Annotated in this window: 18 protein-coding genes and 4 pseudogenes; 13 read left to right on the top strand and 9 right to left on the bottom strand. The window is 68.5% G+C overall.

What is annotated here, in order from left to right; translation table 11 throughout:
* Nucleotides 1-89: 89 nt before the first annotated feature.
* A complete protein-coding gene (locus ACTVZO_RS39380) occupies nucleotides 90-353 on the bottom strand; it encodes a transposase (protein WP_443302957.1) in 264 nt (87 codons plus the stop codon).
* A gap of 767 nt (nucleotides 354-1,120) precedes the next feature.
* Here ACTVZO_RS39380 and ACTVZO_RS39375 point away from each other — a divergent pair.
* Nucleotides 1,121-2,116 (top strand): serine hydrolase, encoded by a 996-nt coding sequence (locus ACTVZO_RS39375; RefSeq protein WP_443302956.1) that lies wholly within the window; start codon nucleotides 1,121-1,123, stop codon nucleotides 2,114-2,116.
* 104 nt (nucleotides 2,117-2,220) lie between these two features.
* A pseudogene (locus ACTVZO_RS39370) lies at nucleotides 2,221-2,612 on the top strand (hypothetical protein); the annotation flags it as partial.
* A 61-nt stretch (nucleotides 2,613-2,673) separates the two neighbouring features.
* Here ACTVZO_RS39370 and ACTVZO_RS39365 read toward each other — a convergent pair.
* The 3 genes and pseudogenes from ACTVZO_RS39365 to ACTVZO_RS39355 all read right to left on the bottom strand — a co-directional run bounded on the left by ACTVZO_RS39365 (nucleotide 2,674) and on the right by ACTVZO_RS39355 (nucleotide 4,298).
* A complete protein-coding gene (locus ACTVZO_RS39365; protein ID WP_443302955.1) occupies nucleotides 2,674-3,171 on the bottom strand; it encodes a hypothetical protein in 498 nt (165 codons plus the stop codon).
* 400 nt (nucleotides 3,172-3,571) lie between these two features.
* Nucleotides 3,572-3,829 (bottom strand): annotated as a pseudogene (locus ACTVZO_RS39360) (DDE-type integrase/transposase/recombinase); the annotation flags it as partial.
* A 28-nt stretch (nucleotides 3,830-3,857) separates the two neighbouring features.
* A complete protein-coding gene (locus ACTVZO_RS39355) occupies nucleotides 3,858-4,298 on the bottom strand; it encodes a hypothetical protein (protein ID WP_443302954.1) in 441 nt (146 codons plus the stop codon).
* A 710-nt stretch (nucleotides 4,299-5,008) separates the two neighbouring features.
* Here ACTVZO_RS39355 and ACTVZO_RS39350 point away from each other — a divergent pair.
* The 4 genes and pseudogenes from ACTVZO_RS39350 to ACTVZO_RS39335 all read left to right on the top strand — a co-directional run bounded on the left by ACTVZO_RS39350 (nucleotide 5,009) and on the right by ACTVZO_RS39335 (nucleotide 8,460).
* On the top strand, nucleotides 5,009-6,052 hold the full coding sequence (locus ACTVZO_RS39350) for an FUSC family protein (RefSeq protein ID WP_443302953.1): 1,044 nt from the start codon (nucleotides 5,009-5,011) through the stop codon (nucleotides 6,050-6,052).
* A gap of 223 nt (nucleotides 6,053-6,275) precedes the next feature.
* Nucleotides 6,276-6,518: a hypothetical protein gene (locus ACTVZO_RS39345; RefSeq protein ID WP_443302952.1), complete on the top strand. Its 243-nt coding sequence runs from the start codon at nucleotides 6,276-6,278 to the stop codon at nucleotides 6,516-6,518.
* A 337-nt stretch (nucleotides 6,519-6,855) separates the two neighbouring features.
* Nucleotides 6,856-7,159 (top strand): annotated as a pseudogene (locus ACTVZO_RS39340) (transposase); the annotation flags it as partial.
* A gap of 416 nt (nucleotides 7,160-7,575) precedes the next feature.
* On the top strand, nucleotides 7,576-8,460 hold the full coding sequence (locus tag ACTVZO_RS39335; RefSeq protein ID WP_443302951.1) for an alpha/beta fold hydrolase: 885 nt from the start codon (nucleotides 7,576-7,578) through the stop codon (nucleotides 8,458-8,460).
* A gap of 126 nt (nucleotides 8,461-8,586) precedes the next feature.
* On the opposite strand, the gene ACTVZO_RS39330 is transcribed toward ACTVZO_RS39335, so the two are convergent.
* A complete protein-coding gene (locus ACTVZO_RS39330) occupies nucleotides 8,587-9,114 on the bottom strand; it encodes a VanZ family protein (protein WP_443302950.1) in 528 nt (175 codons plus the stop codon).
* A gap of 240 nt (nucleotides 9,115-9,354) precedes the next feature.
* On the opposite strand from ACTVZO_RS39330, the gene ACTVZO_RS39325 reads away from it, so the two are divergent.
* A complete protein-coding gene (locus ACTVZO_RS39325; RefSeq protein ID WP_443302949.1) occupies nucleotides 9,355-9,873 on the top strand; it encodes a hypothetical protein in 519 nt (172 codons plus the stop codon).
* Here ACTVZO_RS39325 and ACTVZO_RS39320 read toward each other — a convergent pair.
* Both ACTVZO_RS39320 and ACTVZO_RS39315 read right to left on the bottom strand, forming a co-directional pair.
* Nucleotides 9,842-10,420, bottom strand: coding sequence for a transposase (locus ACTVZO_RS39320; protein WP_443303416.1), 579 nt, complete (start codon nucleotides 10,418-10,420; stop codon nucleotides 9,842-9,844). The two genes, ACTVZO_RS39325 and ACTVZO_RS39320, sit on opposite strands and share 32 nt — an antisense overlap.
* Nucleotides 10,421-10,649: 229 nt before the next feature.
* Nucleotides 10,650-10,868 (bottom strand): cold-shock protein, encoded by a 219-nt coding sequence (locus ACTVZO_RS39315; protein WP_443302948.1) that lies wholly within the window; start codon nucleotides 10,866-10,868, stop codon nucleotides 10,650-10,652.
* 602 nt (nucleotides 10,869-11,470) lie between these two features.
* Here ACTVZO_RS39315 and ACTVZO_RS39310 point away from each other — a divergent pair.
* From ACTVZO_RS39310 to ACTVZO_RS39290, 5 genes are all read left to right on the top strand, one after another.
* The gene (locus ACTVZO_RS39310; RefSeq protein ID WP_443302947.1) at nucleotides 11,471-11,716 is read left to right on the top strand and encodes a hypothetical protein; all 246 of its coding nucleotides are present in this window, start codon (nucleotides 11,471-11,473) and stop codon (nucleotides 11,714-11,716) included.
* A gap of 410 nt (nucleotides 11,717-12,126) precedes the next feature.
* On the top strand, nucleotides 12,127-14,838 hold the full coding sequence (locus ACTVZO_RS39305; RefSeq protein ID WP_443302946.1) for a CehA/McbA family metallohydrolase: 2,712 nt from the start codon (nucleotides 12,127-12,129) through the stop codon (nucleotides 14,836-14,838).
* A 972-nt stretch (nucleotides 14,839-15,810) separates the two neighbouring features.
* Nucleotides 15,811-17,655, top strand: coding sequence for a beta strand repeat-containing protein (locus ACTVZO_RS39300; RefSeq protein WP_443303415.1), 1,845 nt, complete (start codon nucleotides 15,811-15,813; stop codon nucleotides 17,653-17,655).
* Between the two features lie 1,062 nt (nucleotides 17,656-18,717).
* Complete coding sequence (locus ACTVZO_RS39295) at nucleotides 18,718-19,380, top strand: hypothetical protein (RefSeq protein WP_443302945.1); 663 nt, start codon at nucleotides 18,718-18,720, stop codon at nucleotides 19,378-19,380.
* A gap of 333 nt (nucleotides 19,381-19,713) precedes the next feature.
* Nucleotides 19,714-21,114: a hypothetical protein gene (locus ACTVZO_RS39290; RefSeq protein ID WP_443302944.1), complete on the top strand. Its 1,401-nt coding sequence runs from the start codon at nucleotides 19,714-19,716 to the stop codon at nucleotides 21,112-21,114.
* Nucleotides 21,115-21,177: 63 nt separating this feature from the next.
* Here the strand turns inward: ACTVZO_RS39290 and ACTVZO_RS39285 are convergent, their stop codons facing one another.
* On the bottom strand, nucleotides 21,178-21,483 hold the full coding sequence (locus tag ACTVZO_RS39285; protein ID WP_443302943.1) for a hypothetical protein: 306 nt from the start codon (nucleotides 21,481-21,483) through the stop codon (nucleotides 21,178-21,180).
* A 361-nt stretch (nucleotides 21,484-21,844) separates the two neighbouring features.
* Nucleotides 21,845-22,075 (bottom strand): annotated as a pseudogene (locus tag ACTVZO_RS39280) (transposase); the annotation flags it as partial.
* A gap of 593 nt (nucleotides 22,076-22,668) precedes the next feature.
* On the opposite strand from ACTVZO_RS39280, the gene ACTVZO_RS39275 reads away from it, so the two are divergent.
* Nucleotides 22,669-24,924 (top strand): hypothetical protein, encoded by a 2,256-nt coding sequence (locus tag ACTVZO_RS39275; protein ID WP_443302942.1) that lies wholly within the window; start codon nucleotides 22,669-22,671, stop codon nucleotides 24,922-24,924.
* Nucleotides 24,925-24,927: the final 3 nt, after the last annotated feature.

Raw genomic sequence — 24,927 nt, 5'->3', positions numbered from 1 at the left:
CGGATCGGGTGGGGGTGCCGGACCCGCGGTGCCCGAGAACGCATCCGTGCCGAGTGGATCGGCGCGGATGCGGCACCGGGGGCTCGATCTCATCTCGCGATCACCCGACCATGCGCATCTCCCCGGAAGCGATCCACCAAGCGCTCGCCGCTGATCGGACCGTCCCGGTCGCCCACGTCGCCCTCGGCCTGCCTCACCCAGCCCCGCACCGCGATCTCGGTCAGATCGAAATCCTTGGCGACCCGACCGACCGAGCGGCGCCGGCACAGCTCGACGATCGCGGCCTTGAACTCCGGCGTGAACGAGCGCCGAGGACACGCCTTCTTCTTCCCCGTCCTCTCCATGATGAACATGATCCTTCCGGGGCCGGCTCCGTCTCCAGCACGACGGACAGGATGCCGCTGGCCGACCTGGCGGAGAGCCGAGAAGGCTTCCCACGGGTGGCATCGGCCCCCAGCGAACCGGATCCCCATCGGGCCCGTTCCTGCCACTTCCGGATCCCGACGACACCAGGCCCGATATCGGGCGGCGCGGGCGGCAGCACAGCGCACCAGGACCGTCCCGCCACGACGGCGGACAAGTACTGCCCTCCCGGCACCAAATCGGCGGCGGTCATCGGTTCCTCACTGGCCTCGCCGGGGTACGGGCCCCGGCGCTGAACGGTGGGACGGTCACCGTCACGTCGACTCCGGACCCACAAGGCACCTTTGAAGCGCTGGCACACTGCGCCCAGTAGCAGGGCACCCAACGGCCACCACCAGACGGCCCTGCCGCCCGCTACTGAGGTTTTCCAGGGTGAGGTCGGCAGTGTGAGGGTCAGGCCGGTGGCGGTGATGCGGCCGTCGATGAGGTGGGGCGGAACGATCGCGCTGCCCGGCCCGACCCTCGACATCGCCGCGGCCCGCACCCACCGCGCCACCATCATCACCGTCCGTGAACGACTACGACGATTCCGGTTCTCGCGGACAAGGCCGGCCATCCGATCGGTGGACCGGAGCCGGGCCCCGCCGTGGGCCGATGGTCCGGTGAACGTGTCCGCCGTCGTCTTTTAGCGTGGACGTCTGGCCGGAGGCATCTGAGCCCGGCCGTCTACCTGGCTGTCGCGCAACAGGAAGTTCCTATGGAAAAGAATCGCTCTCGGGCACTTGTGGGTGTCCTGGCCGTCGCGACCTCAGTCGCCTTCGCCGTTCCCGCGTTCGCCGGCGGGCTGTCGGCACACTCAGTCCGGCCCTCACAGATCACCTGTACGTCGCCGAGCGACGAGAAGCCGCTGGACAAGAAGCTCCAACGGGACATCGCACATGCCATCGGCACCCACAAGTACGTCGCAGTCGCCATGTCCGACGCATCGACCGGGGTCCAGTGCACGTTCCGGGCGGACAGCAAGTACGACAGCGCCAGTATGGTCAAGCCGTCCATCCTGGCCGCGCTGCTGTACACCGAACACGGAAAGCTGACGCCGGAACAGAAGGCGGAGGCCGCGAACATGATCGAGAACTCCGACAACACGGCCGCCGTCGCACTGTGGAAAGACCTCTCCGACCTTGCGAACCCCCACCAGGCCAACACGGCGAAGTTCCGCGCGTTCCTCACCGCCGCCGGGCTGAAGGAGACCGCGCCGGATCCCGATCAGATCTCCTGGGGCCTGACCCGGACCACGGCCTCCGACGAGCTCAAGCTGCTCGGCCTGCTGAACGGCACGGACAACAAAGTCCTGGACGCCGCATCGCGCACCTACATCCTCGACCTCATGCGCTCGGTCCGGCCCGACGAGCGGTGGGGAAGCCCCGACGGCGTACCCGCAGCGGCATCGACAGCCGTCAAGAACGGCTGGCTCCAGCGCTCCATGACCGGACCCGACAACGCCTTCGACCGCGGTGACTGGAAGGTCAACAGCATCAGCACTGTCACGCCCAAGGGCGAAGGATCCTCCTCGTCAAGCCTCGTGATCCTGACCGAGGACAACCGAGTCCCGGCGGGCAAAACCCCGTTCTACGGCTTCAAGCACGGTGTCGACGACATACAAGCAGTGGCACGCGCCGTGAACACGGACCTCTACCCGAAGCTGCCCGAGGCCCAACGCGACACGCCACCACCGGTCGAGCCGTCCGCGTGAACACCGCCTGTACCTCCCCCAGAACTCCAAGGGCCGCAGTTACACCAGGGCGATGACCGTGTGCCCCCAGGGGCGGAGCACCCGCTCTTCCCGTGGCTGTACACGACGTCCGCGCAGCCCGGGAGCACGGCACCACCGACGCGCTCACCGCGGCCGCCATGTCCCTGTTGGGCCGACCAGGCCCAACAGGGCGCCAAGGGCACTGCCCGCATCCCCTACCACGGCCGGATAGCGTTCGCCCAGTCCGGAGGCCTCGCACACGATCAGCTCATGGCATCGTCGACGCGCTCGCCGCCCTGGGCCTGAAGTCCTGGGCGAACAAGGCCCACCAAGGCGCCGGTCGGCACATCCGAGTCACGCCAAGATCCGCTGCGTCGGCGAGCAGGCCCTGGCCGTGCCGAAGGGCTGGCGCCTCCTGCGGAAGCTCCGCTGCGGCACCAACCCGACGACCGACATCGTGCAGGCGGTCCTCGTCCTCCACCACGCCTCAACGTGAGGTTGGAAGACGCTGGAACTGACCATGGTCAGTTCCAGCACCGCCAAACCTTCTGGACGCGTCAGCGTTCGAGGTGGATGGTGTATTCGCCTTCTGTACCGACGGAGGTGCGGGTGATGTGGGCGTAGCCGCGGGCCGTGGAATAGGCGCCCGTGCCGCCGGTGATCGCGACGTCGAATTCGGTGGGCGGGGCGGTGCCGGGGGCGGGCTGGAGGTGTTGCCAGCTGATCTCGCCGTCGCGCAGGCTCCAGGTGCCCCGGCACAGTTCGGCACCGGGGGTGGGGGACATCTGGGTGCAGATGGTTGCCTCTTTCCCGTAGTCATCGTCGTTGCCGCGGGCCAGGTCGGAGGTGATGAGGATCTGGCTTCCGATGCCGTTCTGCTCGCTGCTGGCGATGCGCGTGGTACCGGTGTTCGTCGCGGTCAGCTCGATCACTTCGGTACGCGGCTTGGCCTTGCCGGTCTCACTTCCGTCGTCGGCCGCGAAGGCCGGCCCTGCGAGGGCGGAAGCGGAGAGTACGAGCGCAGCGGCCACGCCGCGCGTGATGACAGAGATCATGATCCTCGCCTGGTTCGTGCCCGCTACGGGGCAGCCGACAACGCTCCCCGCCCGCACGACGGCGGAGCGGGGAACGGACTTTTCACCACAAGCTTCACGGCACGGGCAACAGTCGGCGACCCGGAAGCGGCCGTAAGCAGCAAACCCTCCCCGGACCAGGAGGAACAGCCGGGGGCCGGGCGCGACTGGGCAGGCGCTGGAGAGGCGGGTGAGGGACGCAGGGACACCCTTTCGTCACGGGATTCCGGGCGCCCACACCGGAAGGAGCACGCCGGACCGGCCCCGAACCCGGCCGCTGATCCACATCTCCCCCGCGGCGATCACGACACTGCTGGCCGCACAGGCCTCGTCGTCGCGCACCCCACCGCGACCACGTCATTGACCAGGTGCTGTCACGTTGTCGTGGGCTCTGCCTCGTCGGCTGATGTGAGTTCCCCGCCCGATTGTTGAACCCCTTGTGCGAGCGGTGCTGCACCGAGGGCATCGCCTCACGGTGCGCAGCGCCGTAGGAGCGGAGCCTGTCCGTGACGACCACCCTCGGCACCCGCCCGGTCCGGCTGAGTAGGCGGCGGCAGAAGCGCCTGGCGGCCGGTTTGTCCCCACGGTTCCGCACCAGGATGCCGAGGACCCCTCCGTCGGCGCCCGCTGCCCGCCACAAGTCCACTGAGCCCTGCGCTCAGCCGAGCTCACCCCACGTGAATGATGGGTACCCCTGTTGCGACCGCGACAGCGAAGGGAAGCGCGGCCTTCTGGGCGGTGTTGAAGTGGAACCTCTCGGCGACCCGGTCCATCACCGGATCGAGTTCCTGCTTGCCCCGCTGGGTGGCGAGGATGGGGCGGGCGCGCTCGGCTGCCGGAGCCAGGTGGGCGTCAATGGTGTTCAACCGCTCCTCGTACGTGGTGCAGAGACTCCGGAGGTCCTTGTACGCCTTGCCGTCGGTGTTGAGGCCGGCTGACGGCCCGGTTTCTCCCGGCAGTCCGCCCAGGAGGGGCTTCTTGGGAGGCTGGAACGGAAGACAAACGTCAAGAGTGACCTTCTCTGCGCTGAGAGTGACCAGACGGGTGAGGATCCTCCCGTGGTCCTTGCCCGTCGGACGCAGGGATGGCGGCTGCTCGGACTGGGGCATGCCGATCCGCGAGGGAGCTGCGTGATGAGCCGGCGCGGGTCTGTGGTGATCGGTTGTGGCAGGCGGCGGGGCGCAGGCCAGGAGAGCGGCCACAGCACCACCAGTCACTGGGACGACGGTGACCAGCATGCCAAGGCGGCGAAGAGAAGCCATGAGATTCCTCGCAGGGCGGTACGGACATCGGATGAGTGGTCCCGGCGTGGGCCGGAGCGAGTCAGACGCGATGACACGCACCTTTCGCTGCGCACCATCCTGGTCCGAGCCTGTGCAGCAGCGGACCCTCCGACCGGCCCCCTCTCGGGAGGAAGCCGCGCCCCCAACCGGCCGATCGCGGCTTCCAGCGGTTCGGAACGCCGCGACCTCGAACACATGATGTGACCCTCTGGCCTTGGCTCGCCCTCGCCTCGTGCGAACCGTCGGTACGAGGGCCTTTGCGGCGAGGCGTCGGATCACGAGTGTGATGAGCGCCCGGGCCAGATGGGCTTCGGCTGGACCTGCACCGTCGACGGTGGCGGCAGGGTCGTCATCGTCACTCCACCCACCGCCCCGTGGTCACTCACACGGATGAGTTGATCAAGCAGTGATCACACATGCCCTGGCCAGGACCGTCCCAGCCGGGCGGCGCGGGCCCCAACAGCGCAACCGAGCCCACGTGGCGCACAGGCACCACACTGCTCGTACGGCTACGCACCGGCACGCGAAGGGGACGGATGAGCAGCGCGAGCGCCACCTGGGCAGGGAAATCGGGCGGCCGCATGCGCAAGATCGTGGCCACCGACGGACCCACCGTGGCGCGGATCCTCGTCACAGCCGTCGCCGGGTGGCAGGTCGCCCTCTGGCTGGGCGCCGACCAACCGCCGGTCTACGCCGCCGTCGTCCCGCTGGTGGCTCTGCGCGGGGACCCCCTGACCGCCCTGACCCTGTCGTTCCAGCGGGTCCTCGGCGTCGTCGCGGGTGTGCTGCTCGGCATCACGGTCCTCAACCTGGTGCCCCCCTCGACCGCCTCCCTCGCCCTGGTGTTGACCGCCTCACTCGTCCTGGGCATGGTGCTGCGGGCCGGCGGCCTGAACCTCCAGGTGGCCGTCTCCTCGCTGCTGGTCTTCGCCAACCCGTCTCCCGACGCGTACGCCTTCCATCGCCTCTGGGAGACGGCGGCCGGAGCCGTGGTGACCATTGTGCTCGCCCCGCTGCTGTGGCCGCCGAACCCCCGCCGCATCCTTCCGGACCTGGCCGAGGACTGCCGGACGCGGCTGCTCAAGGCCCTCGCCGGGTCCGTGGCCGCCCTCGGCACCGAGCCCATCCTGGCCCGCGAGAACCTCGCCGTCGTCACCGCGCACTGCGCAGCGGTCCGCGACGCCGCCGCCCGCGCCCGGGAAGCCGAGCGCCTGATGCGCTTCAATCCGCTGCGCCGCCGCCACCGCGCGGAGGTACGGCACCTCGGCCTCGCCGTCGAGACCGCCGACCGGCTCATCCCTCACGTGTCGGCCCTCGCTCTGGAGGTGGCGGCGTTCACCGGCCGCGCCGACCTCGCACCCGTCCTGGCCGACGCCCGGCCCCGACTCGCAGAACTGGCCGTACTCACCGGCGAGGCCGTCGAGCACGCCCTGGCCGGGAGCGACCCGCGGCCGGCAGCGGCTACCGCCCGCACCGCGCTCTCCGCGTACCTGCACGCGGACTCCCGCCCCGCCGCGGTGGCCCTGCGCCGCCCGTTCCAGCACATCCTGGACGACCTCGCCCCCGAGCCTGCTTCCTGACGTCCGGGAGATGCTGTCACTTCTGGGCAGCCCGGGATGACCCTCGGGCTGCCCGCGTCCGGAGAGGTGGGGGCAGGGCCGCTGCCGCTCGGAGTTTCCGATACTCGCGGCCGTTCGGACTCGCCGCGGTCCCCCACCGCGGGGGCCGGCCGGGGGATGCAGGGGGACTCGCCATCCTCGGATGGTGGAGGGAGTCGCCACCCTCCCCGGAAGGAAGCCGATCATGGGGTCTCGGATGTACGAGCCGGCCGATTTCAAGATCAAGGACGAGCAGGTCTTCGACTCCTGGTGTGCGCATTGTGACGGACGCCCGGTCGAGGAGGTCGCCCAGTACCCGATGTCCGCCGCGTCCCGGGCGGACCGCACCGCCGCGTCGCTCGGGAACGGAGCGCACGTTCACTACGTGGCCAGGGGCGACCGTCTGATGGTCGTTGTCCCGACCGTGTCCCAGCCGGTGCCGGCCTGACCGCGGGCACCATTCGGGTGAAAAGGCGCGGCCCACTCCCGCCCTGGACGGTGTCCTGCATGGTGAGGTTGCGCCAGCGTGTGAACCAGCAGACGGTGGGGACGCCCACCGCGGTTGCAGTACGCCTGAGGGGCAACGTCAAGGAAGCGGCCCCTGCCCGGCGCGAGACCGTGAACTGCGAGCAGGCCCTGCCCGGCCGCACCGACGATCTGACCGCGGCACGGGCCCACGGCATCATCCAGGCCTGCCTCACCACGCCGGCAGCGAACGGCAAGTGGTCCGTTACCGACATGAGATCGTGCTGTCGCGGTCGCTGCCGGCGAAGGTCCTCACCCACGTCGCCAACCGGCCGATCTGTGTGGCCCTCGCGGTCACGGCCGAAGGCCACCGCTACGCCCTCGCTGTGGGCCGGCGGCGAGGAGCGAACGCGCCGAACACTGGCTCCGGGGCCTGACCGAGCTCAAGAACCGCGGCGTCGAGGGGGCGTCGAGGACGTCTCTGATGCTGGTGTGCGACGGGCTGAAGGGCCTGCCCGACGCGGTCGGCGAGGTCCGGCCCGAGACCGTCGTCCGGGCCTGCGTCGTCCACCTGCTGCGGGCCATCAGGACTGGGACAAGATCGCGGAAGCATTGAAACCGGTCTAAACCGTTCGGATGCCCCCTGTGCCGGGACCTGTGAAGGGCAAGGATTCGGCGACGAGCCCGGGGCCGGCGTTGGTGACGCCGGATGGGCCGGCGCCATACCGGGGTCACCGTGCCTTCCGGTTGGGGATGACGGCGATGGGCAACGGCGTGCCGTACTCCAGTGGCAATCTTGACGATCTGCCCCGGACGTTCCAGCAGATGATCGTCCACGCCTCGCGGGGCCCCGGCTCGTCCTGGCGACGTCATCGGCAGCGGCACGGTGCCTACGGGCTGCATCCTGGAGCTGAGTCGCCTCCACCGGCGCCGACCGTTCTCCGTGGCCGAAGGCCGGTCGCGTGGTCCATCTGGACGGCGAGCAGTAGGGGGCTCGTCCATACAGATCACCGGATCACGAGAGGTTGAGGAGCTTTCACATGCCGGAGAACAGTGGGTGCGGCAGCAGCACGGGGCTGTCGGCGACGCGCGAGCCGCTGTGGACCCGGTCCGGGGTGCGGCTGCGGCAGTTGACGTCGAATCCCGGACGGTGGAACTGGCTGTTCCTGCCGGGTGGCCCGGGGCTGGGTGCGGAGACGCTGGCGGATCTGGCCCGCACCGCGGGCGTGGCGGGTGCGACCTGGCTGGTCGATCTGCCGGGGGACGGCTCCAACCGGGCTCCGGCGGGTGCGGGCACCGACCCGTACGGCCGGTGGCCGCAGGTCCTGGTCGAAGCCGCCCGGGTCTTGGACTCCACTGTGCTGGTGGCTCACTCGACCGGAGGGATGTTCGCCCTGTCGGTGCCAGAGCTGGAGTCGTGTCTGAGCGGGCTGGTACTCATCAGCAGCGCACCTCATGCGGGGTGGCGTTCGGCTTTCGGCGCCTATGCGGAGACCCACCCGCTCACCGGGCTGGAGGAGGCCGCTGACCGCTACGGCGAGCAGCCGGACGACGAGACCCTGCGGGACCTCACTCTGGCGGCCGCGGCCTGGAACTTCACTCCGGAGGGCCTGGCGGCCGGGCGTGCCGTGCTGGAGAGAGCCGCCTACAACCATCGGGCGGTGGCCTGGGCCGATGCCAATTTCGACGACGTCTACCGGTCGACGTGGAGCCCGGCGACGATCCCGGCGCTGATCGTCAGCGGCAGTGAGGATCACGTCGTTTCCCAGGACCTGTGGCGCGAGGCGCCCGGCTTCGACCGGCCGAACATCATCCACCGAGTCATCGAGAAGGCGGGCCATTTCCCCTGGCTTGAGCACCCTGGCCAAGTGCGTGCCGCCTTCGTGGAGTTGGTCGCCCGCATGGAGACCGGCAGGGACCACTGATGCATTGCCGCCTTGTCGGCGGCATGATCGTTTGATGGCAGGGAGGCATGAGGGAGGGGTACATCGCAGAGGTCTCTCGAGCGGGGTGTGTCTCGACCACACCACATCCCGCTACGGCAAGTGCAACTACACCAGCTGGGTTTCACCTCTCCCTGACCCTGGGCAACCGACGGAACCGAGCAGCGCGCCGGCGGTGTTGAGGATGACGTCGTCCACGTCGAAGGCCCGTCCGGTGACCAGGGATCCCTGGATGAGCTCCACGAGGGTCATCACCACGGCCGTCACCGCCGCCACCCGCACCAACCCGCGTGCCTGCGGCAGGAGCACCGGCAGGAGCATCCCGAACGGCACGCCCAGCAGGACGTTGCCGCCGAGCTGTTTCGCGGCCTCCCGGACGGAAGTCCCGTCGAGGTACAGACGGATCGACGCGCCCGGCTCGGTGTTGCTGTGCACGACACCGGCCGAAGCCGCCGAGGGCTCCAGGGTCAGGCGCGCCAGGACCAGGCCGAACAGCACCGTCCCGACGAAGGCGGCCAGCATCGCGAGGGCCCGAACCACCGGCCGACCGGGAGACCGGACCGGAGGGACGGCCTCCCGTGCCCGCTCAGGCCGCTTGCCCCGGCGCGCGGCGGCGAGCCCCTTGCGTACGTCCATGAACAGCTCCCTCGGTGACCGTGACCGACGCGTGCCTCGGATGCCCGTGTACCCGCTGACGTCGACGACGCACCTGCCTTGCCTCGCACGGCTACGCGGCTAACCGCTGTGGTCGATGCCGGTGCGCTGCGGCGGTCAACCGGCGTAGCGTGATGGGGTATGAGCGAGGTTGTGGAAGCCAGAGGTCCGAAGGTTCCGCCGCGTTGTCCTCCGAAGTCGCCGCCGCCGCAGAAGAGGCCGGTGGAGCCGCCGCGGACACAGCCGGCGACGAAGCCCAACTCGCTCACCGGGGTGCCGCCCCGGCTGGTCGTCGCCAACCGGCGGTCGAGGGTGATGGCGCTCCGTGCGGACCAGTGGGCGGCGAGGAAGGCCGCCGCGCAGGCTGCGCTGGCAGTCGCCGCATGGGACTACCCGCTGCTGGACGAGCACGACTTCCTCAAAACGGTGCACGGCTTGGTCCACGCGGCCGTGGCGGCCGGCGGGAAACGCGTCAGCATCCACCTCGCCGACCAGGACGCCGAGATCCTCGTCATGGTCCTCAACCACCAGACCGACGGACAAGACGATGCGGGGCAGGTCCCAGCTGAGGTGGCGGTGCTGCGCACCGTGGACGCCTGCGGCGCCCACACCGACCACGACGGCCACGCCTGGTGGGCGCTCCTCAACACCCAGCCCCGACAGAACGAGCGCCTGGCACAGTCAACGCCTGGCTCAGGACGCCACCGGCCTACCCGCAGCCCCGCCATCGGAGCGGAGTGAACCGTTCCGACTTCTCTGCCTCTCGGTTGTGAGGCATCAGAGAGGATGGGACGCGTACCCAAGATTCCTCATGCCATCTGTCAAACCGCGAGGGCCGTCGGCGGCGGGGTGCGAGGGCCAGAACGGCATGGGTGTGGCGTTGGCCCTCGGCTCGTTTGCGGTCGTAGGACCGGCGGGACTCTTCGGATCGTCGAATGCTGAATGGCGCGGAGGTATCGGAGTCGCGCTGGAGCCGTCGAGACCGACGCCGACGGCGAGGTGCTCCGGCCGGTTGGCGACCTTGCCCCCCGCGCCTTGCCCCCCGCGCCTTGATCCACAGCTCGTCGGTGCAAGCGACCGGCCAGAGCGAGTCGAAGGGCTGTGAGTGCCAGGCTGTGATCTCGTCGTTGACCGCGTCGGTCACCTTCGAGATGAGGTCCGGCGAGACGTCGGTGCCGTACATCTTCGCCAGATGGGACCGCATGTCGCGGACCGTCATACCACCGGCTTGGAGCGCCAGGGCCTGCGCCTCGAAACCTGACGGCCGGCGGGCGTTCTTCGGGACGATCTACGGTTCGATCTCTCCGTTGCGGTCCCGGGCAACGTCGACCTGGACCGGTCCGACGTCCGTCAGGGCCCTCTTCGAGGCGGTGCGGTTGCGGCTGTTGCCGCTGCCACGGCCCGCCGGACGCCCTTGTCATCGCCGAGGTGTTCACTCATCTCGGCCTGCGCACGCCCTTCGACCCCGGCTCTCCGCTTCGCTCCGGACTGGCTCTGGGGCAGAGTTTGGCGGGCAGTCAGTCCCGCGGGAGGGGGGTGACGACCACGTTCACGGCTTGGAGGCCCTTCGGGCCCTTCTCCACATCGAAGGTCACTCGGTCCGCCTCCTTGAGCGACCTGAAACCCTTGCCGACGATGGCGGTGTGGTGGACGAAGACATCGGCGCTCCGGTTCTCGGGGGCGATGAAGCCGAAACCCTTCTCATCGTTGAACCACTTGACTGTTCCTGCTGGCATTTCTTTTCCCACTTACTGAGGATTGGTGAACCGGCTTGGGGGAAATATCCCCGGATCCCGCCGGTTTGCGAATACCTCCATCAAACACCGTTCGAGTCCAAGGCCCGGCCCCCGTTCGGGCAATGGATGGGGCAGCCTAACGGTCAGGGGCCGCGCGGAGCACTGTCACGTTGCCGGCGGCGGGGTGGGGAGGTCTTCGGGTTGCCCCTCTGGGGAGGCGATCCGCTCGCGCCGTCCGTAAGGCCGCGGCTCAGCCGGCCGTGCCCGCGGTAACCGCTCCGTACACGGACCGTCCCGCCACGGCTGCGGACAAGTACTGCGCTCCCGGCCAGCACCGGCCCGCACAGCCCCGGCGACAAGGGATACGGGGCACCGTCACGTCAACTCCGGACCCACAAGGCACCTTTGACACGGTGGAACCTGCGCCCAGTAACAGGGCACCTGCTTTCACCTCCCTGCACCGGATGGACGGGACCGGGACCGATCACAACCGATTCTGGGGTGAGAGGCCCGCGCCAACGGCGGTCGAGCACGTTCGCGGGCTCCTGTCCGGCCGCCGGAGCGTTCGTGTCTTCGCCGACATCCACGGTGACGAGGTATCGATGGTCAGCTACCTCACGTACCGGTTCGAGCGCGGCGCCGACCACGGGGAGCGACAGCGACCGGCGAGTTTCCTCTCATCCCTGAACAGCGGGGACACGGACCCGACCGCCGCACTGCACATGCGGAGGACCGTGCCCTTCGCCAAGCGGTTCGCCGGGGCACTGGTCCGCCGGCGGCGGCTGCTGCTTCGCCCCGGTCTCGTCGCGGATCAGCTGGCGGCAGGCGCCGGGCGCGCCTGTCCCTGACGTACGAGCTGAGCGCGGGCGAGGTCACACCGGCCGAGGCCACGGCGCGGGGCCGCGCGTTCGCCGCGGCTCTGGCCTCGCTGTGACACGGCCCGGGCCGGGCGGTCCCGGCCCGAGTGAGTACGCCTGCACACCGGCACCACCAGCCGGACCCTCGAGAAGGCTTGGCCAAGCCCTCTTCGTGCTGTGCCGGGAGAAGGGCCCGCCCGTCGCCCGGCGGGCTGCACCCCGTGCACGACAAGCTGCTGCCAAGTACCTTCTCTGACCGACAGACAGCACCTATCGTTCGAACGAACAACAGGTGGTGAGGCGTCGGGGCTCCCCCGGGGCGGCGTACGACTCCCCCACCGCGGTCGACGAGCTTGGGTCGGTCTGACTCCCGGACTCCCTTCCGACAAGGAGAAGTACCTGTGTGCGGTCATCACGGCGGACAAGAGGCATCAGGCGGCAACTGCGGTGCTGGGCACGTCCACCCGCAGGGCGGACGGGGACGCAGGGACGTCCTGCGGCTCGGCGCTCTCATGGCGGCGGGTGGACTCGCCGCGCTCGTACCGGTGGATACGGCGCAGGCGCGGACCCGGCGCAGTGCCGCCGCGCCCGGGCCGGGGAGCCGCGTCACCACCGCCTACCCCGGGCACTCCCCCTTCGGATTCGACCAGTGGTCCGCGGTCGAGTTCGAGGTCCCGGCGGGCGTGAACCGAATATCGGTCACCCGCACCTTCGACCACTACGACGGGCTTCCCGGCATCATGTCCGATGTCCTCGACATCGGCCTCTTCGGGCCGTCGGGCTTCCGCGGCTGGTCCGGCGGGGCCCGTGACGCCTTCACGGTCTCGGGAGCGGACGCCACCCCGGGCTACGTCCCCGGCCCCATCGATCCGGGCCGGTGGTCGGTGGCCCTGGGGCCCGTCGTGTTCAACCCCCGAGGGATGAACTGGCGCGTCGAGGTCACCTTGGAGTACGGCCCTCCGCTGGCCACCACTCCCTTCGCCGTCCTTCCGACGTCCGCGCCGAGCCTCGGGCAGATCCCGGGGTTCCCGTTCCCCCTCCCGTTCTGGTACCGCGGTGACATGCACACCCACACCGTCCACTCCGACGGCGGCCGCACCCTGGGCCAGCTCGTGGCCGCGGCCCGGGCCGGCGGCCTCCACTTCCTCGGCTCCACCGAGCACAACACCAGTGCCGCCGGCGTGTCCTGGGCCGGCAGCATTCCGTCGGACCTTCTCGTCATCAACGGCGAGGAGGTGACCACCCGTCATGGGCACTGGCTCGCACTGGGTTTGCCCCAGGGGGAGGTGATGGACTGGCACTTCGGCCCCCGGGACTCAGGCGCCATGGCCCGGCACGCCAACCACGTGCGTGACCGGGGCGGGCTCGTGGTGGCCGCCCACCCGCTCACCCCGGCACCGGGGTCGTTCTGGGAGTTCGGCTTCGGCGACGTCGACGCCATCGAAGTGTGGAACGGCCCGTGGACCCTCGACGACGCGGCGGCCGTCGCCATGTGGGCCGCCATGCTCTCCTTCGGCCAGCGGATCCCCGCCGTCGCGAACAGCGACACGCACGCCCCCACCGACCTCGTCGGCGTCCCGCAGACCGTCGTACGGGCGACCGCGCTGTCCCGTGACGCGATCCTCGACGGGGTCCGCCGCGGCCACTCGTACCTGGCGGAATCCTCGAAGGTCCAGATCTCGCTCAACGCCAGCTGCAACGGCCGCACCGGCCAGCCGGGCGACTCGCTACCGGTGTCGTTCTTCGACGCGGTCGACGTATCGGTGCGCGTCTCGGGGGCCCCCAACTCGTTCCTGGCCCTGTACACCGAATGGGGCCTGATGCTGGCGACCTGGATCGGCGGCGACGGCAACGGCCAGCTGAACTGGCGCGGCTGGGGTCTGGCCTCGGTCTTCGCCCGCGTGGAAGTACGGCGCCCGAAGCCCGGCAGCAGCACGCTCGACCAGATGGTGGCCCTCAGCAATCCCGTGTGGTTCGGCCCGGCACCCACTCCGAAGCCCGTCTACCAGGGCGGCCAGACCTTCCTGCACACGGTCCGGTACCCGAACAGCTGGGCCCGCGTCGCTCCCGTCCCGGGCATCGGTGGCGCACCCACGTTCAACGGCCCGAAGGCCTCCCTCACCGGCCTGCCCGACGGGTCGGCCGCGGCCATCGCCCTGGGCAGCGACAACACCCTCTGGACCACCACCCGCCGGAACAACGGCCAGTGGCAGCCGTGGCAGCCGGTGACCGGCCCGGGCGGCGAGGGCCGGCCCACACCGGCCACCGACTCGGGAGCGGCGGCCGGAGCCGCAGCCGAAGCCGCGGTGCGGGCCGTCAGGGCATCCGGCGCTGCCGCGCGCATCGTCGCTGCCGGCACCGCGGCGGGGATCACGGCCGCCGGCCCCGCCGGAGCGGCAGCGAGCGCCGTCCAGTCGGGCGCAGCCGTCCTCGACGCCGCCATCGCGGGAATGCCCGACGGCTCCTGCCAGATCATCGCCACCGCCCCCGGCGGCAGGCTGTACCACCAGGTCCGGCAGGCCGACGGACGCACGACCGGATTCGCCCCCGTCCCCGGCCCGAACGCCGACAAGACCTGGACGTCCGTCAAGGCCGCCATCGCCGCCATGCCCGACGGCAGCGCCCAGATCCTGAGCTACGGCTCCAACGGAGACATGTACCTCGTCGTCCGGGGGCCGAACGGCGCCTGGGGCAACTGGACGCGGGTCCCCGGCGCCCAGGGCCGGCCGAACTTCGCGGGCCCCGCCCTCGACATCACCGGACTCCCGGACGGCAGCTCACAGCTCCTGGCGATCGGCCTGGACGGCATCGTCTACCACCAGGTCCGCCACCCGGACGGACGCTTCACCGGGTTCGCGACCCCGCGCGGAGTGACCACGCCCACGATGTCCGCCAGTGCCGTCGCCATCGCCGGCATGCCGGATGGAACGGCCCAGGTCCTGGCCGTCGGCGCGGACGGGAACGTCTGGCACGACATCCGCTACCCGTCGTCCTGGCAGGGATTCCGGCCCCTGGCCGGACTCCAGGGATCCGACCGCCTGCGCGGCGGGCAGCTCAGCATCGCCGGGATGCGCGGCGGGACCTCCCAGGTCCTCGTGATCGCCCCGAGCTGAACCGCCCTCTCCGCTCGCCCGATAGTCGTCGGCAGCGGTCTTCTCCGCCGTGAGGGCGGCGGAGAAGAGGACGCGGCAGGGTCCCCGGGGTGCACAGCAGTGCTGCGTGGTACCCGCACCGCCGGCTGCCCGGGGCCCTGCCACACCACCCCGCTCCGCTCCGCTCGAGAACACCGGACTCAATCGTGGCGGCTCGATCGATTCCGGGCCTGGAGCGCGGGCCCATTCTCAACGATTCAGGCACCATACGGTTTCTGGTGACGCGTCGGTCCAACACGGTCGGTTCGGCATCCGATCCCATTCCGGTCGTTCCGGCGAGTCGCGACCCGATTGGTGCGGCGGGAGCTGAAAAATCTGCGCGATCGCAGTGAACTGCGACGTCCTCCCGACCGAACCAACACCGGGGAACCTGTGTCTTCAACTACCACGCCCACCCGAAGGGTCCGCCGTGCGCGGGCCTCGTGGCTGGCTGCCGTGAGCGTCCTTACCGCAACCGTCATTCCCTCCTTGGTGGCAGCTCCAGCCCATGCGGCCGGACCCTGCACGACGCAAGCCAGCGTCGCGGGCGTCTACACGTCCGGCAACCAGACCTGCACGTACACTTTCCCTTCGGCGGGCAGCGAGCAGACCTTCGTCGTGCCCCCCGGCATCTCGGCCTTCACGGTGACGGCGACCGGCGGCCGCGGTGCGACGCCGCCCGCAACTCCCAACGGTCAAGGTGGCTTTGGGGGCGCCGGGGCCACGGTCAGCGCTGTTCTCCCCGAATCCCTTCTCGACGCTGACCGCACTCTGTACGTCGAGGTCGCGGGCAACGCTACGGGGAGCACCGGCGGCTTCAACGGAGGCGGCGGCGCGGGTGCCGGCAACGGTGGTGGCGGCGGCGCCAGCGATGTCCGGCTCACCCCGGGGCCCCTCTTGGCGCCCGACACCCGCCTCGTCGTCGCGGCGGGCGGAGGAGGCGGCGCCGCGGGCATGGGCGGCGCAGGTGGCGCCGGCGGGTCCGCGCCCGTCCCTGGTGGCCCGGGCGGCACGAACCCGCCGTTCACGGGCGGTGCCCCGGGACTTGCCGGCGGGAACTTCAACAGCCCGGGCGGACAAGGAGGTACCGGAGGACCGTCAGGCCCCGGCCCCACGAACCCTGGTGGGGTAGGCGGGACGGCAGCACCCGACGTGTCCGGCGGCAGCGGGGGCGGCGGAGGCGCGGGTGCGAGCGCCTTCAGCCTTCCCGGACCAGGAGGCGGAGGCGGCGCAGCCAACAGCCCGGGGCTCGGGGGAACGCCTGGCGGAACCGCCGGCACACTCGGGACCGGAGCCACCGCTCCGGCCGGCGGGGGCGGTGCGGGCGGCGGCGGCTACTTCGGAGGCGGCAGCGGAACGGTCAACGGAACGAGGGCATCCGGGGGTGGGGCCGGTTCGTCCTTCGTCGCCCCCGCGGCGACCTCGCGCACAGTCGGTCCAGGGCCGCAGAACCCGCAGATCGTGATCAGTTACCGCCTCGTCACCACGTCCACAACGGTCCTCTGCACCCCCAATCCCGTCACGGTCGGCGGGTCCGCGACGTGCACGGCGACGGTCAGTGACTCGACGGCACCGACCGGCACGGTCGCCTTCACCCTCAACGGAACCACCACGAACGTTGCGCTGACGCCCTCGGGCGGCAACACCTCCACCGCATCCTTCACCACGAGCACCGACCTCGCCGCCGGCACGTACCCGGTCGTCGCCGCGTACAGCGGCGACGCGACACACGCGCCGTCCACCGGCAGCACGGACCTGGCCGTCGAGCTCATGCCCACGACGACGTCCGTACTCTGCACCCCCAATCCCGTCACGGTCGGCGGGTCCGCGACGTGCACGGCGACGGTCAGTGACTCGACGGCACCGACCGGCACGGTCGCCTTCACCCTCAACGGAACCACCACGAACGTTGCGCTGACGCCCTCGGGCGGCAACACCTCCACCGCATCCTTCACCACGAGCACCGACCTCATCGTCGGCACGTACCCGGTCGTCGCCGCGTACAGCGGCGACGCGACACACGCCCAGTCCACCGGCAGTACCAACCTGGCCGTAGGCCTCATCCTCACTACGACCTCGCTCGCCTGCACCCCCAATCCCGTCACGGTCGGCGGGTCCGCGACGTGCACGGCGACGGTCAGTGACTCGACGGCACCGACCGGCACGGTCGCCTTCACCCTCAACGGAACCACCACGAACGTTGCGCTGACGCCCTCGGGCGGCAACACCTCCACCGCATCCTTCACCACGAGCACCGGCCTCGCCGCCGGCACGTACCCGGTCGTCGCCGCGTACAGCGGCGACGCGACACACGCCCAGTCCACCGGCAGCACCAACCTGGCCGTAGGCCTCATCCTCACTACGACCTCGCTCACCTGCACCCCCAATCCCGTCACGGTCGGCGGGTCCGCGACGTGCACGGCGACGGTCAGTGACTCGACGGCACCGACCGGCACGGTCGCCTTCACCCTCAACGGAACCACCACGAACGTTGCGCTGACGCCCTCGGGCGGCAACACCTCCACCGCATCCTTCACCACGAGCACCGGCCTCGCCGCCGGCACGTACCCGGTCGTCGCCGCGTACAGCGGCGACGCGACACACGCCCAGTCCACCGGCAGCACGACGCTGACCGTCAACTCGGGTGGCGGGGGCGGGGGCGGTGGTTCCCTGATCAACCTGAACGGCATCATCACCGCCTTCAACAACATCTCCATCAACAACAACGTTCAGAGCCCCGGCTCCACGAACACGACGAACCAGCGGTTCAACTCCCCTCCGTCGGGGCCCGTCCAGTAGACGTTGCAACCGTGGGGTGAGGTGGATCCTTCATCTCCGTCAGCCTCGCTGACTCGAGCGTCAAGCGGATCAGCGAGGCCACGTTCCATACGATCCGCTCCGAACGCGGTGGTGCCTACGGTGCCCCGCGTCCAGGCCGGGCTCCGTCCCGGCGGGCCCGTATCAACCGCAAGCGCGTCGTGCGGTTGATGCGGGTCAGCATCCTCGTCGGCCGGCACCTTGCCGACGTGGCGTCTTCGCCCGGGGCCTCCATCAGGGAGGCCCCGGGCATAGGTGCGAGCTTCGTCGAGCTTGCCCGCCCGACTCGCGCTGAGTGCGGCCTGCGAAATCGACTGGAGACGGTCGGGTTTCCCGCATCCGGCCGAGTTCGCACACGGCTGCCTTCCGGTGGACCGGGTCACGCTGTGACGGTCGATCACAGTCCAGGCCAGGCCAGGCCAGGCCAGGCCAGGCCAGGCCACCAATGGTGCTCAGGCCACATGAGGTGTTCCACGATCCCGTCCGGCAGGTCCGTGGGGATCATGGCTGCCAGGACCCGAGCCTGCCTTGCGGTGCAAAACGGCGCGGCACTTCACCTTGGGCGCTGGCCGCACGCACACGGCAACGGTCCCCCTCCTGGTGCCGGCCCCACCGTGCTCTGACGTACCACACCCCCACATCACCGCCAGCGTTACAAGGCACAGCATCGTCGGCGGACCGGCCCAACGTGGCTCCGGACCGACCGCCGGGACGGCCTCTCGTACCGGCTCAGGCCGCTTGCCCCGGTGCGCAGCGGCGTGCGACGCGTGCGCTGGATGCCCGTGTACCGCTGACGTCAACGACATACCTGCCTTGCTCACCGGATGCGAAGAAGGCAGGTGGGGGAAGCCTCGCCCGGCTACACGGCCAATTGCCGTGGTCGATGCCGGTGCGCTGCGGCGGTCAACCGGCGCAGCGTGATGGGGTATGAGCGGGGCTGTGGGATCCAGGGGTCCGAAGGCTCCGTCGAGTCTTCCTCCGAAGTCGCCGCCGCAGAAGAAGCCGGCGACGAAGTCGCGGTCTCTCACCGGGGTGCCGCCCCGGATGGTCAGCACCAAGCGGCGGTCGAGGGTGATGGCGCTCCGTGCGGACCAGTGGGCGATGAGGAAGGCCGCCGCGCAGGCTGCGCTGGCAGTCGCCGCATGGGACTACCCGCTGCTGGACGAGCACGACTTGCTCAAAACGGTGCACGGCTTGGTCCACGCGGCCGTGGCGGCCGGCGGGAAACGCGTCAGCATCCACCTCGCCGACCAGGACGCCGAGATCCTCGTCATGGTCCTCAACCACCAGACCGACGGACAAGACGATGCGGGGCAGGTCCCAGCTGAGGTGGCGGTGCTGCGCACCGTGGACGCCTGCGGCGCCCACACCGACCACGACGGCCACGCCTGGTGGGCGCTCCTCGACGCCCAGCCCCGACGCGGATCGCAGGGCTCACAGGTCCGCGAGCAACGGGGACTCTCATGGACACCAGCCCCACTAGGGCCTGTCGTCAACACCGTGCCGCACCGGTCAACGGGCAGATCCCCGAGCCCTACGGGTACGGACCGGTCGGGGTGGGGTCGTGGAAGACCGAGACTGATCTTCAGGGTCGCGATCGCCGGTCCCCGTCGAACGGAGACGACGAGGTGCCCGCCCGCACCGTCGAAAGGCCGTTCAGCGGCTGTCGGCACCTCGACCGCTTCGCACAACCCTTCACCCAAATGAGCGCCTCCCGTTCCGATCGCTCCACGTGCCGCATCACCCGAAAGGCCAACGCCATGGGCTTCACCGTCCGCTTCGAGCCCATCGGGACAGGCTGGGGCATCCCGCACACCGGCGTTCAGACCCTGTTTGCGGACCGAACCGCCAAGTGCCCTGTCGATTGCCCCGGTCCGTGCCCTAAAGGGGGCGGGGGTCACGGGCCGAACCGTGTCTGATCGACATGCCAGATTCAGTGAAGATCGGAGCGTCGACGTTTTCGCCGTCATTCTGCAGATCTGATGCGTTCAGAGGGCGGTACACCTGGTACCCCGACCTCTCTTTGAAAGAGATGCAAAAATGGTGAAGGTGATTGTCGGGCATGGCAAGTTCACAGACGAGACTTTCGTGGGACGGGGCACGGTGCGACTGCACACCGAGCAGGGGGCACTGCTGCCCCTGGAGAGCGTTCTACTGGCCGTCGAGGCGGGCGTGCCGGACGAAATGCGCAAGCTGTCCAGCGGTAGCCCCATCGAGAATTACTGCCTGAGTGCGCTGGGCCCCCGGTGGCTGAAAAAGGTGCGCAAATGCCTCGGGGATGGTGTCGAGTTGCTCGCGGTGGGTACCGATGATTTCACAGATCGGTTCAATTCGACACTACTTTGCACCGATCTTGATGAGTGTTCATCTATCAACGCTCATAACTGTAATGGAATTCTCGCGCAGATCGAACAAGACGAGGAGTGGGTGATACTGGCATGCTCCGAAAAGCTGGGGGACGGAGATTCCACCAGCAGGGAGACCAAAGGTGTCGATTCCACGCGAGACAGGCGCATAAAAGAACGTGAGATCCGGGACGCCTTCAAGACGTGGGCGTTCCAGCAAAATCCCAAGCAAGTTCGGGATAAGTACAAGGAACTTCCGCCCAAGGCGAAGGCGATGCTGACCGCGGACGCAGACCTCGACGCGCTCGTAAAGAACTGCAGAGCACTGGCCGTCAGCCTGGAGGAAGCCAGTGCGGGGGATGCGATCGCTTGCTACCTCACCAAGGCAAAAGCGCTGGATGACCAAATGAAAGACTACTTGGCAAACGATGCGGATTTCACCAACTATACAGCAAGATATGTGCTGCCCAGCCACGGAAAGCGCACGGAAGACGGAAGGATTCCGAGCTGGATCGTATACTCCTCGCTGACCGAGGACCAGCGGGCAATGCTCCAGCTGATCCTCGGAGGATCGAGTCTCGTAAGGAGGCTCCTCACGGATGGAAAAGACATCGAACACTATGTGAAGAACAAAACCAATCCCCTTAGTGGTGATGGCCTGAGCGAGGGGGAGAAAGCCGCCCTGGAGCGATTCAACGGGACTTCTCAGAATTCTGGCGGCACCGATGAGAAAGCGGCCAAGAGACAGAAGACTGAGACCGGCAACAGGAGTAAGGAAGAAGGATCCGGCCAGACTTCCGATAGTGAATGCGATTCTGCTTCCGAGCCGGACGATTTCTGTCTGGTGGTTTCACTAATACAGGAAACATACCAGAACGGCTTCCACGTAATCCGCGAGTCGGGCCAGGCAGTAACAGCAAAACTCATTGTGGACTGGAATGGGCTCATGCAGCAGGTTCCGGAGGGGGCCGCGCCCTGGTCAGTTTACGCCCATGTCAAGGAAAATCCAGAAGCCGAGGTGTTCACTGCGCACAGGAACTGCCTGATCTACAATTCCGACGGTTTCTGGATACTCGACATCCTCCCTGACGCCTGATCACGATCCATGCAGTCGGCACGGAGCCCGTCCCTGGTTCTTCGCGGGAAATGACGGGCGCGATCAACCGGGGCGGTCTGCCACCAGTGGAATGTCATCGACCAGGGCGAAAGTGTGGGTGACGTCGTTGACGCCCGCCGCGGTCGTGATGGCCTTGAGCTGGGTGCCGCGTTCGCCGCAGATCAGGTGGTGCCCGCTGCCGCCTTCCTCCTGTCGACCGGTGACGGGCCGGTGTGGCTCCCCCCTCCCCCTCCGTCTTCGTCGCCCCACGGCGACGTCGCCCGCAGTCGGTGCAGGGACACCGAACCCGCAGATCGAGATCAATTGCTGCCTCGTCACCACCTCCACGTCGATCGTCTGCGCATCCAATCCCGTCACGGTCGGTCGGCCAGTCCTCGACGTGCACGGCTACGGTCGACTCGACGCGCCGACCGGCACGGTCGACTTGACGGTGGACCGACACGGCAGCTGTAGTTCCGTGATCGTTTGGTCATAGTCGCTGGTCACGTCGTTGTGGCGGCTGTGATGTTGTTCCAGCGGCGGTGGGCCTCGGCTGCCCGGAACTGGTGGTGACGGCGCCAGGTGGACCAGTGCAGCAGGTGTGGGCCTCGGACGAGGAACGCCGGCTGCTCACCCATGTCCCCGACGACCTCACCTTCGCCGCCAAGCCCCAGCTTGCCGCCGCGGCGACCTGACACAGACCGATGCCGCCGAGGGCCCCGGAGTACTGGTGGGCTGTCCCGACGCAGTCGGTGGAGGACTTCTCGTCGCCGGTCTCGTCCACGATCAACACCGCGTCCGGGAGAGCGAGTTCACCTGCAGTCCAGGCTGCGATCCGGTCCCGGGCGGTGCCATGGTCGATCATCGCCCGGGTCAGGAAGTGCTGCCGGCGATGGGGACCACGGTGACCCAGCGCCTCGGCCAGGGTCCAGCAGTTGCGGGTGTCCAGCTCCATGAGCATCGCCTCGCACGTCTCCCGGGCCAGAGCACGCGGCCCGGGGCGCTCGAAGCAGTCCGCGATCTGCCCGCATGCCGCCCCGAGCACCGTCGCCCATGCCAGCTCGGCTACCGTGGCTTCCACGGCCACCTGCCCCTGTCGAGTCTTCACAAACCGTCATGATCATGGTGGTCGTACCCATGCCTACAGGCACCCCCACCACCGCTGACCAGCACCGACGCAACAGCGATCAAGAACTACAGCTGCCGTGGCTGATCTGCAACTGAAGGGACCGACGGCACATCGGAGCTCCGATGATCAGGCGACTTGGAGAGGTCTCCGGGCCATCAGGACTATGAATCAGCCCTGCCCGGTCGGAGTGCCGAGTTCTCTCGAGAGCCTTGGCGTTCGCCTGCAGTCCGAAGCCCTCCCCACGCGATCGTACGGTTGCCATCGCAGGGCCTTCGACAGTTCCCCTCGCATGCCCGAAGAGGATAGAAATCCAACCAATGGGCACATCGTTGTAGTTTCAATGGAGACCATGTGGAAGTGGGGTTAGGTTCTTTTGTGGGGGTGCCACCGACGGCGCCACTGAGGATGCTAGCAAAGGAACGGCAATGCCTCAGATCTACATCGTGGGGCACGGAGTTCGCCTCGACAGGAGAGCACTCATCGGCCCAGGCACGGCGATTTCGTCGCCGGTCCCGCACGGCGAGAAGCTCAATGCCAGCCAGATCATTTCCGTTCTCGAGGGCACCGACTCCGAGTTGAAGCCCCTCAATGGACCGCGGCTCGTCCCCGACTACCACATCAGTCCGCCTCCCGATGACGCCGAACTGCAGTGGATGCTGTCGCTGAAGAACCTCAGGTGCTCTGGTGAAGTGCTGATCGCAAGTGTCGACTTCACGTCAACCGCACTCTGCACGTCTCCGAGCAAGTGCGGTAAGGACGGCAGCTTCAATCATAAGTGCAATGGACTTCTGAGAGAACTGCGCGATGCGTACCCGGACAGCCTCCTTGACATACACCTGCTGATTTGCCGCGGGAACGCCGAGCCTTCGAACGTGGGCGCCGGCGCGAATCAGGTCGCTCGGGATGCGTTTCAGGCGTGGCTGCTCCGCCGTTCCTTCCGAGAACGGGCGGCGTTCTGGGAGTCACTGACGGACAGGGACAGGTTGGCACACCTCAGCCAGGCCGAGTGGCGCAGGTTCTCCAGCCTCTATGGCATCTACCGCTCCAGCATGGACAGCGACAGCAGGTTCGAAGGCTACCGGTCCTACCTCTCCCTCCAGAGGGCAGGCCGTTCGGACGACTACCGTGAACAGGTCCGGGCAGAGCTGGGAACACTCGAGGAGGCCTGGGCGGCGGACTTCATATTCGCCCAGGCCCGGTTCAGAACGTGGATCCGACGGGTCCCCGCTCAGGCACGGGCCAGGGCGGACTTCATCGACGACTGGAACGCGTCGTCCGCGTCGGACAGACGCGTCATCGCCGCGATCGACAGCGGCTTCTTCCGGTCGACCCTGGCGCGCGTCTTCGGCGACGCGCTGACACGGTGCGAAGCCCTCGAAGCACCGGAATCGGTAGAAGTACGATCGCGCAAGTACGGGGTCCTCGAGCAGCCTCGTCGACTCGACCTGGAGACCGCCCTGGCGGACGCCAACGCCAGACTGAACGGCTCCCACAGTGACCAGATGTGCTTCGTCGGAGCAGTGAAGGTGCCGTCCCACGTGTTCTTCTTCACGGAAGGGGACGGAAAGCCCTGTGATGCCTGGCGCGACCTGACCACCGCAGATCTGTTGAGCAAAAGGCCTGAAGCGAGGGACGGTTACGCGTACTGGCCTCTGCGCGCACGGACCGTGTATGTCGGGGACGTCAACCACTTCACCCCGGTGAAACTGGAATCCGGAGAAGCCAAGTTGTGTGCGGATCTCGACCAGTCGTGGATACTGCTCCCCGACCGGTGCATCAGCGAGCACTATTACAGCCCGGACGAGGAGAACGTCCATGCCACGGCCTGGGGCACCTTCGCCCATCCTGTTCCGCCGATGGAAACCGCCGGGGCGGGCGAACCCGGAACTTGGCACTTCCAGTCCGTACACACCCCGGGCGTCCCCGGAATCATGACGGTCGTCCGGAACGGCGACAGGTACGACCTGACTTCGAACAGTGGCGACAGCGGATACGCGGTCCACGACGAGCGGCAAGTCCTCGCCGGGTGCGCGACCTTGTCGAAGATAGTGGTCAGCACCACCGGGATGGGCCTCGGTTCGGCCCTCATGTATTGCGTCTCCGTGAACGGCCAGCACGACGGCTCGGTTTCGGCCACGGCGGTGCCACCGGACGCTCTCGGATTCTTCACCCGCCTCGGGTTCGCCCACCCCGCACATTTCAGCCAGGACGTGGAGACGAAGTACCACGAGTACCTGGAAAATCTGCAGGAGGGCGATGAGGTGGTGGCCCTCGCGGAGTACCTTGCGATCGCCGAACGGACCGCCAACCTCTACGCCAACCGGACAGAACTCGCCTGCCACGCATGGGCGAGCCTGAGCAAGTCGTGGCGCCTCATCGACGAGCAGTACCTGAGCGAGATGGTCAGCCGCGTCAGCCACCAGGCCGCGACGCTGCTCGACAGCTACGCCAACGCGTACCAGAACTACCGGAAGTCCAGCTTCGTCGGACAGCTGGCCAAGAGGAAGGCGCGTTCACAAGTCGGACCCCACTACGCGGCCTTCTGCAGGGAAGCCGCCGGAACGAGCTCGGTACTCGCCTACCTCGCGGAGCACGGTTCCCCCGCGGCGGCCGTCGTACTGCCCGTGATCACGGACATCACGAACGGAGTCAGGGCAAAGCTGACGGGCACTTTGTTCTAGGGC

Source organism: Streptomyces sp. IBSNAI002 (assembly GCF_052244475.1).
Lineage (GTDB): Bacteria > Actinomycetota > Actinomycetes > Streptomycetales > Streptomycetaceae > Streptomyces.
The sequence above is the reverse complement of the archived record's forward strand: the minus strand, read 5'-3'. Positions and strand labels throughout refer to the sequence as shown.

What these genes read in the sequence shown, in the direction of transcription:
- ACTVZO_RS39380 (WP_443302957.1), bottom strand. Translation starts at nt 353, where the DNA reads ATGTTCATCATGGAGAGGACGGGGAAGAAGAAGGCGTGTCCTCGGCGC.
- ACTVZO_RS39375 (WP_443302956.1), top strand. Translation starts at nt 1,121, where the DNA reads ATGGAAAAGAATCGCTCTCGGGCACTTGTGGGTGTCCTGGCCGTCGCG.
- ACTVZO_RS39365 (WP_443302955.1), bottom strand. Translation starts at nt 3,171, where the DNA reads ATGATCTCTGTCATCACGCGCGGCGTGGCCGCTGCGCTCGTACTCTCC.
- ACTVZO_RS39355 (WP_443302954.1), bottom strand. Translation starts at nt 4,298, where the DNA reads ATGCCCCAGTCCGAGCAGCCGCCATCCCTGCGTCCGACGGGCAAGGAC.
- ACTVZO_RS39350 (WP_443302953.1), top strand. Translation starts at nt 5,009, where the DNA reads ATGAGCAGCGCGAGCGCCACCTGGGCAGGGAAATCGGGCGGCCGCATG.
- ACTVZO_RS39345 (WP_443302952.1), top strand. Translation starts at nt 6,276, where the DNA reads ATGGGGTCTCGGATGTACGAGCCGGCCGATTTCAAGATCAAGGACGAG.
- ACTVZO_RS39335 (WP_443302951.1), top strand. Translation starts at nt 7,576, where the DNA reads ATGCCGGAGAACAGTGGGTGCGGCAGCAGCACGGGGCTGTCGGCGACG.
- ACTVZO_RS39330 (WP_443302950.1), bottom strand. Translation starts at nt 9,114, where the DNA reads ATGGACGTACGCAAGGGGCTCGCCGCCGCGCGCCGGGGCAAGCGGCCT.
- ACTVZO_RS39315 (WP_443302948.1), bottom strand. Translation starts at nt 10,868, where the DNA reads ATGCCAGCAGGAACAGTCAAGTGGTTCAACGATGAGAAGGGTTTCGGC.
- ACTVZO_RS39310 (WP_443302947.1), top strand. Translation starts at nt 11,471, where the DNA reads ATGGTCAGCTACCTCACGTACCGGTTCGAGCGCGGCGCCGACCACGGG.
- ACTVZO_RS39300 (WP_443303415.1), top strand. Translation starts at nt 15,811, where the DNA reads ATGGGCGGCGCAGGTGGCGCCGGCGGGTCCGCGCCCGTCCCTGGTGGC.
- ACTVZO_RS39295 (WP_443302945.1), top strand. Translation starts at nt 18,718, where the DNA reads ATGGTCAGCACCAAGCGGCGGTCGAGGGTGATGGCGCTCCGTGCGGAC.
- ACTVZO_RS39290 (WP_443302944.1), top strand. Translation starts at nt 19,714, where the DNA reads ATGGTGAAGGTGATTGTCGGGCATGGCAAGTTCACAGACGAGACTTTC.
- ACTVZO_RS39275 (WP_443302942.1), top strand. Translation starts at nt 22,669, where the DNA reads ATGCCTCAGATCTACATCGTGGGGCACGGAGTTCGCCTCGACAGGAGA.